The following is a 14,112-nucleotide window of genomic DNA, read 5'->3' as shown; positions in this document are numbered from 1 at the left end:
CTCTATCGGCTGATGGGCCAATACCGGCTATGTGTCGGATGATCAGAACTTCTGACTTCTGCGAGAGCCTCAATCGGGCCGTGCCTGGCTCATCGCCGGAACGCGGGAGCGGCAAGACCGCCTTTCCCTGAAGCTCTCGCATCCGCTTGCAACCTGACGATGTGCGTGGTTGCTGGGCGAGATGGTTTGACACAGGAAGAGATCCTCTACGACTGGGATCGCGAGGAACAGGAGACTTGGATGCGTGAGAACCTGGCGATCGCGAAGAGTCTGCCTGCTTCAGAACAATCTGCATTTCTCGAGTCTGCCCGCAAGAAGAAATGGCAGAGAGAGTTCCTTATTCTCGGCGAAGTGGGGCTGGCATACGATCTCGCGGCAAAGAGTGCCGGCCCAAAGGCTCCGCCTCCTGTCTTGCTCCTCGATGAAAGCGATAAGTTCGGGGCGAGTATTGAAGACTCGCTTCTTATGCCGTTGGAGCGCGGTCTGATCTATATACCGAGATATGACGGCGGGTTCATCGGGATCGCGGATCGTCGCTCGCGACCGATCGTTGTGACCACGTCGAACGATCTCAGAAACAAACTCAGCCCACCTTTTGTTTCGCGGCATATCTTCAGCAGCTTCACAACTCCGACTCTGGAGAAAGAGCTTAAGATACTGGCGGCCCGGAATCCGGGCGCCACTTCTTCGCACTTGGCGTTGTCGATAAAACTGCTCGACGCCGTGCGCGGGATCGCCGGTCTCGAGATCATCCCAGCATTCGCGAGTCGATAGATATGGCGTCCGCTTTCACTCGCGATTCGGTCAGCGATCTTGATGCCGGGACTCTTCGACGATACTTCTGCCATTTCGTGAAAAGCACGTCCGGACAGGAGCTTCAGAGACTTCAGGAGGATTACCTCATCGGTTCGGCATCCGCTTTCCACCCGATCGTGGATCAGTGGCTCGCGGCCAGAGATGCGGAATGGGCTGACAAATGGGGTATCCCAAAAGGATCGATATCTATATATGAAACCGCATAAAGGAATAGACACACAAGTCGAGGCGAAGGAAATCACGATTCGCGATCGGATCGGTCGCTTATTCTGGAGATGTGTGAAGTTCGAGGGCAGGTACTCGTTTTCTATGGGGATCGTTTCCTTGCTCGTCTTGCTCTACGCGGTCGCGTTCAACTACAGAAGAAACCATGATCCAGCGCAGGTGAGATTCGTCGAAAATGCGGCGGAGGCGGCCGCCGAACCCGCAGCAAATGCCGGTCATACGTTGAAACCCGTCTTCAGCGGGGAGGCTCACGACACCGCTCAGAGGCTTCGCGAGTGCGGGGCACTGCTGATAGGGATCTCCCTGTCGGCGTTCGAGGACTTTCGGACGCATGGGAGTTTCCCGGCGAACAATCATGCGCTATTGACGGGTATTCAGACTCGCTCGCTCCTGCCGCCCGGGGTCGAGGTGGTGGACGGCGAATTATATTCCTTGTTCAGCGAACTGAAGCTCAACTATCGACCCGAGCCGTTCTCATTTGAGATCCTCGCCATGCCTTCGAACAGATCTCAAGGCCAGCCGATGATGTTTCGGTTTCCTCTGCCGCTCACCGGTACGAACTCGGTAACCTATTTCGAGTCAAGGCACCCTCATATCCTTCCGGCACCGTTCAGTACGGCCGAACAACTGGCGGCGGCGGGCTGGACAATCAAGCATTGGCGAGGTGAAACGCTGCCTCTGGACGAGGGGGCCGTTCGCGACTTACAGGAACACGACGAATGGCTTAGATCGCAGATCAAAAAGTGAGCACGTAACGAGATTATGTTTTCCCGAGAATGGATCGAAAATTCGACGCCTCTCACGGCATCCCGCGAAAGGCAAACGAACAGTATCTGCCATCGTACAACGCTTTCTGGCAATGGGCCGCCGATCTCGGAAATGGGGCGTTCTCTGTTTTCCTAGGATTCATCGGTGCGGCTATTTGCATCTATGCAGGTGGGCGGCTCAACCTGCCGGGTTTGATCATTCTGGCTTTCTGGGCAATGGCCCTGGTCTGCATAGCAGGCGGATTTGCCGATGCTTATAGGCAGCTTTGGGATTATCGAATGTGGCGTATGAGTACGGCTCACGGCTCGGCTCGATGGGCTAAGGCCACAGATCTTGTCCGCTGCGGCCTCATGAACAAGATCCGAGGGTTGCCTATCCCCACGAATGCCCTCCCGATAGCAAAGGCTTTTCGTGGCCGCGACGTGTTTCTTCCACCGAGCCAATGGCTACGGCATTTTGTAATGTTCGGGCCTACCGGCTCGGGCAAATCGAAAACGTTTTTCGTCTCGATGATCCGCTCTATTCTCGGAAAGTCTTCTACACTCGTTTACGATCCGAAGGGCGAGCTTTTCGCCCAGACCGCAGGCTCCGCCAAAAGGATCTTTCGTCTTGACCTCAACGATCCGACGAAAAGCGACCGCTGGAACTTTGTTCCGAAATGCAGGAACGATCCCGCCTTTGCGTGCCAGGTTGCGGGGATGATGCTCGGGATCGAAAACCGTCGCCGGACGAACGCCGATCCGTTCTGGGGTGATGCCGAACAAATAGCTTTGACCGCCATCCTTCTTCATATTGCCGAGGTGTATAGGGAGAAAGCTATCCCGGCATTTGCGGCGGACTTCCTTCTTTCGCTTGGAAAGACGGTAATGACGATTTCGCAAAAGCGATGGAAAGCTCGCCGAGCCTCTACGCAAAACAGGCCTATCTTGCGTTTCGACAGGCTCCTATCCAGACACGCGGATCGATACTGATCGGGCTCTACAATAAGCTCCGGCCTTTCACTCTCGCTCCCGCCCGGATGGTCACGATGCAGCCGACCGCTGAAGAAGTCAAAGCAGGCTGCCATCTAATCGACTTCTCAAATCTTCGCAAACCAGGCACGGCGGTGTATCTCGTCGTATCGGAAGGTGCAGCCGATATCTACAAGGAGTTCATCGCGACGTTTCTCGGGCAGGCCGTTATGGAGATGAGGCTTGACGGGTTGAGCGAGCCGAAGTATCCCTGCTTTGTTTTGATCGACGAGGCATATCAGCTCAACGTCGCCGAGGTGAAGCGCATATCGGGAATCGGACGCGGCCGGGGGGTTGGCTTGGGGCTGGGATACCAGGACTTGCCGCAGATGTACGATCAGTACGGCCGTGAGCAGGCGAATGCGATCCTGGGAACCGTGATGACAAAGCTGTTTCTGCCTGGTCTCGACGACGTGACGGCCGAATACGCTTCGAAGCAGTTGGGTGACACCACCATCTTTTCGAAGACCTTTCAGGATTACCCTGGCAAGAAACTCGACAACACGAGATACGCGGAGCAGAAGCGGGCGCTTATGCACCCGTCGGAGATAAGGCAGATCGCGGCGCTATCCGAGGTTTTGATCGTCAGCGACACGGCCCCGCCGATAAGAGCGGCATATCCTCCATTCGCGGTAACACGGCAGTTGCACCCGGCGAACCGAAAAGGAACTCCGAACGAGGTTCATCTGGGACAGGTCGATTCGGCATTTCTGCTAACGGGTCCGCCAAGAACTGAGGAGAACCGGGAGGAAAGCCCGAAGGCTGTCTCACCCGGCGTTGAATCGATAGTTTCAGAGGAGGTCGAGCAAACGTTCTCCGATAAAAAAGTCTATGGACTCATTAATAGGCTGAGAGCCGGTGGGACCGCGCAAGATAGCTCGAGTCAAACTTCTGAAAGCTACTGCCATGAGGAGGCACTTGAGGATCTGACCGTCGATCTTTCGTTTAACATAACCGCACAATACGAACGTGCTCATGCGTAGAACATTATGATGAATCGCTTAAGAATATCTCTTGTGCTTGTCGGTCTCGTTATCGTTTTCGTGAGCGTCGCCTACGTTTACACGCTGTGGGCGGCCGAAAGGCAGAGAGCCGCGGATCTTCCAGTCGATGCCACGAGCATGATGATCCGTGACCTTCTCGCATTCCACAAAAGGCGCGGGAGCTTTCCGAGCAATTTGAAACAATTGGAGAGTGTGATGTGGGAAGAGAACAAAGGCCGTGAGTTTTCGAACGGGGATCGAGGCTTTTCGCACCGGAACTATTTCTATCTATACAATCGCCTTGAGCACCACAAATATTCGTTGTGGGCTGTGCCGCTAGGCCAGGCTCGCGATGAGGTGCCGACGATGTTTGTAATCGGCTCGCCTGAAGTTTATCGACTCTGGAAGGGGGCCGCACTCTCGCTTAAGTCGGTGAGCGGCATCAAGGCAAGTCCGACGGAGATCGAGCTAGGGGTATTGGGATTGGTCGAACAACCGAAAGTAGCGACAGGCAACCGGACAAAATAGCGGGAAAGTCGCCGCGGTTCAGAGAAAAGAATTGCGGATACGGCCAAGCACAACTGTTGCCTGCCGACTACCTCAAATGTCTTCGCTTCGGCAATAGTCATCAATACAAAGCACTTGGGGGTTCTGGAATTCGCTGCGCTATCTCGACCGGGCCGTTTGCCGGATCGCGCGATGCGGTTGGCATGTCCTGTTTCGTTTGCCATAAAGGATCTCAAAGGACCCTCTGACCAAGCTGGGGGGCGTTTCGTGTGAGTATCAAAACCTTTTCGTCTTCAGACAGTCATTCCGTACTTTGCCGGAGTCATTTGGATTTGCTGACCGAAAACGGGAACCGAGGTGAATCCGTGGCGCCCTGCCTTTTGGGGTCGTGAAAAGCAGTTCGATAGAGCGGTAAGCAAACACGGAACACCCCGTATACGTCTCCCACACCGCATACGGGGCATGCTCCTAGATCGGCGTGTCGCGATCGGGAGACCGCCACGCACCGAGATCTTCAATTGCGTTTCTAGCAGTCAAGATAGATTAATTACCGCGTCCGGGTCAAGCGTGCCGGACGTAGCTCCAAGATCCAGGGATGTTAAGTGTTGGATCGTCGTGCCTCACCAGACGAAGTACGGTTTCTGAACGCTCATCTCTGATATATATGATCCTCGGAATGAACTCGCGTCCTGGATATCTTGGGCACGTTCTGGTCGCGCCCTTCTGACCGATCGGGACGTGACATACTTTCCTGCAGTCGCGTCACGACTCCATCCCCTAATTCGCGGCCCCGGGATCTTACCGCAATGTCCGACACAACCTTCGATCCCAGCATTTCAAAGTGCTTCTCTACTATACGGGTTGTCATTTCACTTAGATCGCTGCCGCTTATTTTGGGATCTCTACGGATCAGATCTACAAGGTCGCTTTTGAGCGCTTCCCGCAAGGATTTGCCGATCGCTGCGGATCCGTTCTCTACATTTACCGGTTCATAGTTAATATTTCGACCGCTTGGAAGGCTGTCGATCAGCTTTTCCTCAAGGTGATCCTTCTGAAGTACTGCCCGCTGGTAAACATAGTCCCGCTCGGCGGGCGGCAGTTTTCGATATACTTCGCTGTGATCGAATGCGTTCTTGTAGCGAAGCTCGTCGTTCGGTGTCTTGAGGCTTTGGAGGAAGTGTTTTGTCGCCGACAGCGAATCGGCCGAGTTTCGTCGTTCGAGTCGCGATTCGAGGCTCCCGATCAGATGCATCGCTTCTTTGCTCGGATCGATCTCGCCCCGCATTAGGGAATCCGTCTTTGTTCTTGCTGCTTCTCCGGCATTCGAGTAGGCAAGACGCGCCGCGGTCATTTCGCTCGTATAGTGCCGTGGTGAGGCCTCGGTGAAAAGGAACTGCATCTCCTTTGAGGTCAAGGGATGAGGAGTCGCGGCCTTCTCCGTTTCCGATAGCTTTTCCCACCCAAAACCGATCTTTTGCGTTTTCGCGACGGATCTTGGATGCAGCATCGATCAATTCATCCCTTGAGACCGCCTTTTCAAGCATCAGAGCATATTCTCTATAGCGGGCGTTAAAATGCCTTAACCGCGATTCCGGCTGTTTCAGCTGATGCTGGATGTAACCGGACGCAAATCTCAGATCGTCGATAGCAGCCTGTTTACTCGCAGTGTCTTCCTTTGCCGCCTGGTAGATCTCGTTCTGAAACGGCTTGAGGATCGAATCGACAGGAGTTCCGCTCTCCAGCATCTCATCAATGACCGGTAGCCGAACCTCGACCCACCTATCCAGTTCGTCCTTTGACATTTCATCGGCAAGCCGCGCCAGGGTGACATCCTGAAGTTCGATCCGCTCGAATTCCCGAATACCGCCGACGTGATCGATCTCTGCGGCTTCTCTCGGTTCCTCGCGAAGATGCGAATCTTCATAGATGTTTTCAAGGGAAAGGTCGTCACCGGAGCGGTCAATCCGAATGTCCCGCTGCTCATTGAGTGATTCCACGGCAACGAGCCTGTCCGAAGGTTCGAGTCGGCCCATCTCTTCGGCAAGACTTGCGATCTCCTCCAGCGTTCTCTCGAATCGTTCCTCTTTTGACTCATTGACTGAAGTTTTATCTCCCGCTTTCAGAAAGTCGTTCCGTCCTTCGAGCGCTCCATAGATCCAGTTGAAGACCTTTATCTTTGTGTCGCGGTCGGCAGAGCCTCCGGCGATCCGATTGCCGTATTTCACCAACTGCGGTGCGATCTCCTTCGCTCTGGATTCGTTTACAATCGGTTCGAGTCGTTTTACGGCATACTCTGCTGTCGTTATCCCGAGCGGTGCGGAAGATGATGCGTTCTCCTTTGGCGAGATCAGCACGCCATCCCGTACAACCGCTCCGCGCTCGTAAAGGTCTCTGACGAACTGCGAATGTCCGTTCAGGTGCGAGGCGTGTTCACTCCTGTTTCGTCCCTCCGCATCTTCAAGTTTCGAGAGGATCAGGTCTGACTTGCTGACGGAGAGGATCTCGTTTACTGCCCGTTCGGTCCTGGGATTCGGTTGAATGGTATTGGCGTTCTGCTCGATGACACCGTGAGACTTTTGACGCTCGGCTTCCCGCGCAAGTGAACCGGCAACCTTTTCGATCGCGAGCTTTACGACATCCGCGTGGCATAAACCACCGCCACGACAGAAGCAGGAGACGGCTATCGTCTGGCCTTGGCGATAGGCTTCGCCGAGCTTGAGCATCCCGTCCCGAATACCTGCCTCGTTCGCTCTATAACTCTGCCGAAGCCTCTCGGAGTAAGCGATCAGCGCCGCGTCCCGTGCCCGGCCTCGTGGTGCAATTTCGCTCCGGTGGGGCGAAAGTAAACCAAGCTCCAGTGTTAAAATGTTCCCGAGATCGAGAGTGCGGCTCGGAAGATGCCGCGTTTTTTCGTCGATCCGTGCTATTACCTGGTTACTGAGATCCGCTCGCATCCGCCAGCATTTCGGTGAACCAAAGGAACACCGCCTCCATCAATGCCTTCGTGCAAGCCGCGTGCCTTTAGTGAAGTTATCGCGAGTGTCCTTGATATTCCGGTTCCAGCCGTCCCTTCGAGTTAGTCATCGGATCGTTAAGGCCACGATCTTGATCCGGCATCTCTTTCTCCGGTTGCATGGTATCTCTTTCCTTTTCACTCGCAGGTGCTTTCTCCGGATTTGCAAAACCTCGAAGGATATCCTTGAGTGAATGCGTTGGTTGATCGGATACGGATTCAAGATTATTTCGAAGTCGTGCAGCCTCTTTCCGATCGCTCGTCCCTGCCGCTCTCATCTCCAGCAGCCTGATCTCGGAAGAAGTGAAAAAGGGCTTAAAGGCGGACTCACTTCTTAAACCAAAGAGCGAGACCTGTTTGAACTCTGACGCATTTTGAGAAGCGGAGGCCAGGATCTCTTTTGCGGCCGCGGCATCATTACTTAGTCTCTCCTGTCTTGCATTCACAAGCGCAGAAACGGTACGCCGAAGAGAGCGGTGGTCGCGGCCCTCGAAAACCTCGTCCAGCGCCCGGTCAAACATCGAGCCCCGTTTGGGAAGATCGACCTCGTGAAGGCTTACAAATTCGACCGCACCCGAATTCTTGTCAGTGATCGCAAACTTATGAAACCTTCCTGTTGTTTCAAATGTTTTGAGGTCTTCTTTCGCCTTATCGAACACGGCTTTTGCGACAATCTCGCGTGCAAGCGCACGTCCGGCAATAATGTCACGCTTGTGATCACTTAGATCCGCTTTCGGGTTGCCTTTGAGAAGTCTTCGGGCAGCCGGCGAATCGCCTGTCGCCGACTCGATGAGTGTTCGCTGCGCATCCCAGTTTCTGTCGTAAATCGGAGCGAGCTTTAGCCGAAACGAGAGAGTGTCTATCTCCGCGAGCTGCTCAAAAGAATAGACTGGTTCCGGCGTTATCTTTTCGGCGTAAGGGATCGATATCCTTTCAAGCATCTTTGCCTTATTCCGTTCCGTTTTGAGTTCGTTTTCGATCCTGTCAAGCTGCTCATTCAGCTTGCTCATGATCTCATTTCGCAGTGGCCCCGAGTCGTTTTTGATCGTCGTCGAGTCCTGCCCCTTTCCCGACAATCGCAGGGCCATGTCCTTGAGCTTCTCAACGATGGCAGTGATCTGATTTGCGGGAGCTTTTTCTTCGCGGTCAAGCTGAGCGACAGATACACTTCTCTTGCCGATATCGACAAGCCGATAATATCGCTGGTCGCTGAAATCATCGCGTTCCTTTTCAAGACGGCTTATCGTCAGATCCGAGATCGTCTTCCTCGCTGCTATTCGGCGAAGATCCTCCGAGCTTCTCGGCTCGATCTCCCGCGATCTTTCAAGTTCCAATCTGACTCCTTCAAGGTACGCGAATCTGCGGATATCGGCGCCCTCAATACAGTGTTCCTGGAGCTTGTCGATCTCGTCTTTTGTGAACGAGGGAGTTGGCAGTTTTCGGCCCTGCTTTCGATACTCGTTTCGCACACGATCCGCCTCACGGATCGCCAGTGCGGAATCGTTCTGCATCCGCTCTTTAAGAGCCTCCTCCTTTCCAATCATTTTTAGAAGGATGATTCTTATCTGGCGCTCGGCTGATGCCGTCCGATGGGCGTCGGCCCGTACTTCGCGCTGTTCAATATCCTGAAGCGAAAGCCTCGTCTTTCGGCCGCTCTCCGGATCGGAAACACGGAACCGCATTTGCCGCCCCTGGTCGGTCAGTCCCTTTATCTTTAAATCGATCCGGCGAAGCTCGATCTCGGCGACGGTCCCGCGTCTTAAGGTTTCGCGTTCTTGATCCTCCTTCCCTTTCTCTACGTCGCCCGAAGAACGCGATTCGGGATCAGGGCGCTCCCGGTCGTCTTTGGGCATATGCATCTGCTCAAGATCTCTACTGACGAGATGCTCCATCCTTTCGGTGGCGGCCTCGATCAGGAAAACCGGGCACAAGAACCTTTTCGACCTCATTGCGTTCGAAATGAGGTAGGGCTTTACGCGGAATTTTGGTCAGAGTCTCGCGCTCCAGGTCTCTGGTGAAATACTGCTTCTGAAGTGCGATATGGACGTGCGGATTCTCGGTATTCAGATGAACTGCGGCCGCCCACGAAAGCCGGTCGGCCGAAAGCTCCTTTTCAAGCCGCTGCATCGCCGCACGTGTCGTCTCTTTAAGAGCACGGCGTCGCTGCTTTTCGGTTGATCCGAATTTGCGGTAATCATCGGGACGGAACGAGAGAACTATGTGGTGGAGTTCGTCGTTCGATGGCCGCCCTTTCGCGATTCCGATCCTCATCGAATTGTTGGCGCTCGTCACGGACAGGTTGTCCGCGAAGTCATTGAAGAGCTCGCGGACATTCAACGATTCGCGCTCAATATCCAGTTTGCTGTGGGCAATATAGTGAACGAGGCCGCGCGAACTCCCGCGTTTTGCCTGCACGCTCGCGACGATCCTCATTCGAAACTTTGCCCGGGTTCGGGCGTCGACGGCTCAGCGGAGATAAGATCGCCGTACAGAGCCTCGATTCGTTTCGAGAAATACAGATCGTCCGGCCCTGCATCATTAGGACCGATCCCGTGATAAGTCGAACACCGCTCAAGATCGCGAACCGCATATGCGATCATCTCCGCCAAAATAGTGTTCGAGGCAAGGACGCTCTGCTCTTTGCCCATTCCCGGTTTCGCTAAAAGCATCAGTCTCGACAGGATGATATTCATTACCGAGACCGATACGTTCGACATGACGTATAGCTCGCGCAGGAAAACGGGTGTTTTCTGAGAAAGGATCTTCGCTTCGTTTTCAATACGTCCGACTCGTTCAAGGAGTTCCTCCAGGCGTTCACGTTCGGTTTCAGAATCTTTCTCGTTCCGGCGCTCATTCTCGATCAGCCAGTCCAGTCGTTCCCGGCACCGATTCGCTCCGAAGCGCTCCTGCTTGTCGGACAACGCAAAGCGGATCATCCTGCGAACGATCGCGCCCTTTCCTTCGCCCGTTTCGAACGCTATTTCATTGAGCTTTTTTTCGTCTGAGTAGTATGGCCTGACGTGAACGGACCGACCGTGCCTTTTATCCGAATCCGTCCCCAGTTTGACGATAAGTTGTTCTTTTTCTCTTTTCCGCATTTCTCTCCCGGATGCATTTCAAATTATTCCCCCCGATGCTTCGGGCGTCACCGATGGTGTACAACCTCGTGATCGTGACCTTTCGCAAAATGCGTGCCGTTACCATCGGTGACAGATTTGTCACCGGATCGTCGCCTCGGTGACAAATGAGTAAGCTGTTTGTATTCAGGGTGATAGGTGCGGTGACGGACGCCGAAAAGCGGCTTATCCTGTCATACAGCTTTTGCCTGCGATTCCCTCATTTTTTGATGGGCCGCTCGTTTCCGGCTTATTTGTTCGCCAGCGGTGCATTTCTTCACCACTTACGCACTCTCAAAGGCTTGGCACGGCGATTGATTAGACTCCTTCGGCACGAATTAAACCTATAAGGAGTCGATCAAGAACCTATGTCAACATTCCCCGAAAACAACCCAACTCGAAGACGGCCTTCCGGGCAGCCGATGCTTCAGATCAACCGTCTCAACTACGTCAAGGTAAATGCCAAACTCCTCGGCGGAACGGATGCGAAACTAAAGCAATATCTCCGGTTTGCCGGCGAACAGATGAACACCGAGATCACCAACAATGACGTGATCGAATACGCGCTAAACATGCTCTTCGACCGGGATTCGGCCTTCAGATCCTGGCTCAAACAAAATGCGAAATAGCCCGATTACGTCACGCGGAGAACGCCGAAGAAAAAGCAGCCGGGCGAGCGAGCCCTTGAGCCGGACCGGGATTACCGCCGACCATTTCATAACGGCTTGCTATCTTGTCAAGCTCGATCTCGAATGACCGGATACTTAGCTGCTTGCTTTCCTTCGAAAGATGTTCGGCAAGAAAGTCGAGATCCTCCGCTGCGAGATCGGTTTTCATCGACGAAGACGCACGGGCCAGTCTGTCGGCGGCTTCCTGAAACATGACTCCGTCATGGCCCTTCATCCATCGCCAGGTCACATGATGGCCGTAGGACGCTTCAATGAGCTCGCCCCAAAAAGGGCGGTTCGTCTTCATACGGTTCTTCCCATTCATGGTGTCGATCACATACTGTGAATCGGAGAAAATCTCGACACGGCAAGGTCGACGGAGTTCCTTAAGTGCCAGAACGCAAGCAAGTATTTCAGCCTTCTGATTCGTGAGCGAACCGAGATACTTTGCGATCAGTTTAAGTTCCATCCGATTTCGGTCGATCATCACCGCACCGCAGCCGGCCGATGCGTCGCCAGTTCCGTTCCCAAGGCATGAAGCATCGGCATAAATCGTCACAACCGGAGTATAGTTTTTCGCGGTTTCCAAGCCGCCACCCCGCGTGATAAGCCTTAGTCCGTTCATGTGTTCCACCTCAACAATCGCCTAAAATAGTAAATAGGGCACCGGGGGATCGATGCCCTGAGACCATCCGAAATTCGCTTAAGAATCCCGATCAGAACTGATCCACATAGGGCTCGTCCGTAACCACGGTTGTTTCAACGACGGCCTGGCCGTTCGTGGCCGCTGGTGGATCGCCGATCGGTCCCGTATACTGCGGCTCCTCGGCGGCCGGTTCGGCGTAATGCTCCGGCCCGTTATTTCGATTGCCGCCCGCGAACTCGAACGACTGAAGGATCACCTCGGCACCCGCTCGTGGATCTCCGTCTTTCGTCATCCAGGGCTTAAACGTGAGTCTTCCCAACACAAGCAGGTGCGTCCCCTTAGTGACGTTCGCGGCGATCGTCTCCGCGAGCTTGCCGAATGCAGTAACGTTGTACCACTCGGTGATCTGCACTTTCCCCTGCTCGGTCTTCTTGAATGAATTGGATGCCATCGAAAACGAAGCGATCGCCGCCCCCTGATTCGAGTATCGAAGTTCGGCGTTGCCGCCCGCGTTTCCTAGAATTGAAATCGAAGCTGCCATGACAAATCTGTCTCCTTTATCTATTTTTCTCGTATCTGAAAACGACAGCCCGATCTGTTTTTCGCAACTGATGATCGCTGTCACAGGCCCGGCTGCCGCTTAATTGTTCCTGTCTCTTACGATCAGGCCGCGTGAACAACCCTGACCACTCTTGTCTGTTGAACCGTGTTCTGCTGCACACGCTCGACCTGCGCGTTCGCCTCGGTTTTCAGTTCCGCCTCACGGCTTCGAACCGCATCCCAGAGACGCTGCTTTTCCTGCCGCTTCATTGCCTTTGCTTCCGAGTCGTTATAGAGCGAGAACTTCAGAAATCGAAGCCTGCCCGCTGACGCATTTTCAATCATTCGAAGCCATTTTCGCGTCAAGGGAGAGATACGATCGCGCAGGCGAGACTCCTGGGACTTTGCGACGGTATTCAGGGCGGTGAATTCCTTTAGGGACAGCTCCTGATGCTCCTTGAGTGCCGCATATGCCTGCTTCTTGAGATCCGCCACATCGGCCGAATCGACGGTATCGCGAAGTGCAACATAGAGATCCTGATACGCCTGATGACGCAGACTTCTCAAATGAAAGTCCTCGTACTGACGGTTCCAGATAGTTCGGCACACCGATGCGACATAATGCATCTCTTCGTGATCGGGATTTACTTCCTGCCCAACCATGTACTCGAAGGTTCGCCCCTGCCCATACGAACGTATCCTTCGAACAGATCGAGTCACGCGCCGTCCGTATAGCTCGTCAAGTTTTACTCCAAGCCATTCCTCGAACTCCCAGTCTGAAAAGGGACATGTCGAATGTTCGTCAGATCGCACAGCAGGCGGCGCCATCTGCACTTGTCCTGTTTGAAGCGCCGCCCATTCGTTTCGCTCCGCTTCGGCAGCAGCGATCAGATCCCGTGCGTCTCGAACTGCCCTACCGCCTAGCGAATGACCGACAAACAGACGGCCGAGCTCCGAAGCGATCGATCGTGCTTCGAGAGGAAGACAAGTCGCATCGATCTCGCACTCGAGGTCGAATACAACAACCGACCGTTGGCCGCTGTTCATCGTCAATCCGACGATCCCGTTCTCATTGTACTGCTCCAGATTGTCGAATGTGAGGAAGTCGCGGTCCAGATCCTCGATCGATTTGTCCCCGTCTTCAAGGTAGAAAGCCGCGAACTCGTCATAAATCATCCGGCTGACCTTCTGCCGTCCTACCCGTTGAATAACGTACTTCAACTCCTCATCGAAATTCGGGGTTCCCGCAGGAAGAAGCTTCCGGTTCTTTGCCGCTTCCTGGACCCTCCGCTGATCCGCCACCGTCAGCTTTTGTTCGACCGTACGTGACTCCTCTACAGATATCTCACGGTCCGCAATCGTGCTCGTTACGGCCGTCATTTCCATGCCCAAAAGTCCCATCTCCTTGAGCACCTCCGCCGCTCCACGCCGACGGATCTCGCCGTAGTAGTACGCTGCTATCTGAGCAAACTCGAACTGTCCCGCGTCGGGGCTTGCGATCGCCTTTACGCAGCGAACGAACTCACGAGCATCCTCTTCATCGCCGAGTGTTTTCATCGCGTATTCGAGCGACATGATCTTCACCCGATCGAGCGGCTCTGGTTCCAGCTCGTCCGCGATCCTTACGACCACATCGCCCAGGACCGCGAATTCCTCAAGCTCGCGCCGCCGCGTTGGATTTTGTCCGAGATGAGCACACCAGTCCTGCATCGGCGAGCCTGTGTTCTGCGGCGAGAACGCCAGTATCTGGCTTTGCGGCGCGAAGTTCCTGAGTTGTTCGATATTGAGTTGTACAGCCATATATCCCTCTCCTATCCGGC

Annotated in this window: 14 protein-coding genes; 7 read left to right on the top strand and 7 right to left on the bottom strand. The window is 54.2% G+C overall.

Annotated features, from left to right (window positions below; genetic code table 11):
* The first annotated feature begins 159 nt into the window (after positions 1-159).
* From IPM50_15375 to IPM50_15350, 6 genes are all read left to right on the top strand, one after another.
* On the top strand, positions 160-774 hold the full coding sequence (locus tag IPM50_15375; protein QQS33003.1) for a hypothetical protein: 615 nt from the start codon (positions 160-162) through the stop codon (positions 772-774).
* 2 nt (positions 775-776) lie between these two features.
* Complete coding sequence (locus IPM50_15370; GenBank protein QQS33002.1) at positions 777-1,022, top strand: hypothetical protein; 246 nt, start codon at positions 777-779, stop codon at positions 1,020-1,022.
* A gap of 103 nt (positions 1,023-1,125) precedes the next feature.
* Complete coding sequence (locus IPM50_15365; protein ID QQS33001.1) at positions 1,126-1,788, top strand: hypothetical protein; 663 nt, start codon at positions 1,126-1,128, stop codon at positions 1,786-1,788.
* 29 nt (positions 1,789-1,817) lie between these two features.
* Positions 1,818-2,780 carry a type IV secretory system conjugative DNA transfer family protein gene (locus IPM50_15360; protein ID QQS33000.1) on the top strand — a complete coding sequence of 321 codons (963 nt, stop codon included), beginning with the start codon at positions 1,818-1,820 and terminating at the stop codon, positions 2,778-2,780.
* Entirely contained in the window at positions 2,696-3,802 is a 1,107-nt protein-coding gene (locus tag IPM50_15355; protein ID QQS32999.1) for a type IV secretory system conjugative DNA transfer family protein, read from the top strand. Before IPM50_15360 ends, IPM50_15355 begins: the two co-directional genes overlap by 85 nt.
* A 6-nt stretch (positions 3,803-3,808) precedes the next feature.
* Positions 3,809-4,330 (top strand): hypothetical protein, encoded by a 522-nt coding sequence (locus tag IPM50_15350; protein ID QQS32998.1) that lies wholly within the window; start codon positions 3,809-3,811, stop codon positions 4,328-4,330.
* A gap of 1,016 nt (positions 4,331-5,346) precedes the next feature.
* Here the strand turns inward: IPM50_15350 and IPM50_15345 are convergent.
* The 4 genes from IPM50_15345 to IPM50_15330 all read right to left on the bottom strand — a co-directional run bounded on the left by IPM50_15345 (position 5,347) and on the right by IPM50_15330 (position 10,420).
* Positions 5,347-7,263, bottom strand: a complete 1,917-nt coding sequence (locus IPM50_15345) for a hypothetical protein (GenBank protein ID QQS32997.1) — start codon at positions 7,261-7,263, stop codon at positions 5,347-5,349.
* A gap of 76 nt (positions 7,264-7,339) precedes the next feature.
* A complete protein-coding gene (locus tag IPM50_15340) occupies positions 7,340-9,175 on the bottom strand; it encodes a hypothetical protein (protein QQS32996.1) in 1,836 nt (611 codons plus the stop codon).
* Between the two features lie 19 nt (positions 9,176-9,194).
* Positions 9,195-9,755 carry a relaxase/mobilization nuclease domain-containing protein gene (locus IPM50_15335; protein QQS32995.1) on the bottom strand — a complete coding sequence of 187 codons (561 nt, stop codon included), beginning with the start codon at positions 9,753-9,755 and terminating at the stop codon, positions 9,195-9,197.
* Positions 9,752-10,420: a hypothetical protein gene (locus IPM50_15330; protein ID QQS32994.1), complete on the bottom strand. Its 669-nt coding sequence runs from the start codon at positions 10,418-10,420 to the stop codon at positions 9,752-9,754. The genes IPM50_15335 and IPM50_15330 overlap by 4 nt, the downstream gene beginning before the upstream one ends.
* Before the next feature lie 386 nt (positions 10,421-10,806).
* Between IPM50_15330 and IPM50_15325 the strand changes: the two genes are divergently transcribed.
* Entirely contained in the window at positions 10,807-11,067 is a 261-nt protein-coding gene (locus IPM50_15325; protein ID QQS32993.1) for a hypothetical protein, read from the top strand.
* 10 nt (positions 11,068-11,077) lie between these two features.
* Here the strand turns inward: IPM50_15325 and IPM50_15320 are convergent, their stop codons facing one another.
* The 3 genes from IPM50_15320 to IPM50_15310 form a co-directional block, all read right to left on the bottom strand.
* Entirely contained in the window at positions 11,078-11,740 is a 663-nt protein-coding gene (locus IPM50_15320; GenBank protein ID QQS32992.1) for a hypothetical protein, read from the bottom strand.
* 82 nt (positions 11,741-11,822) lie between these two features.
* The gene (locus tag IPM50_15315) at positions 11,823-12,293 is read right to left on the bottom strand and encodes a single-stranded DNA-binding protein (GenBank protein ID QQS32991.1); all 471 of its coding nucleotides are present in this window, start codon (positions 12,291-12,293) and stop codon (positions 11,823-11,825) included.
* Positions 12,294-12,415: 122 nt separating this feature from the next.
* A complete protein-coding gene (locus tag IPM50_15310; GenBank protein ID QQS32990.1) occupies positions 12,416-14,092 on the bottom strand; it encodes a hypothetical protein in 1,677 nt (558 codons plus the stop codon).
* Between the last annotated feature and the right edge of the window lie 20 nt (positions 14,093-14,112).

The sequence above is a fragment of the Acidobacteriota bacterium genome (assembly GCA_016700075.1).
GTDB lineage: Bacteria > Acidobacteriota > Blastocatellia > Pyrinomonadales > Pyrinomonadaceae > OLB17.
Note: the sequence above shows the minus strand (reverse complement) of the source record. Positions and strands in the feature narration are given on the sequence as shown.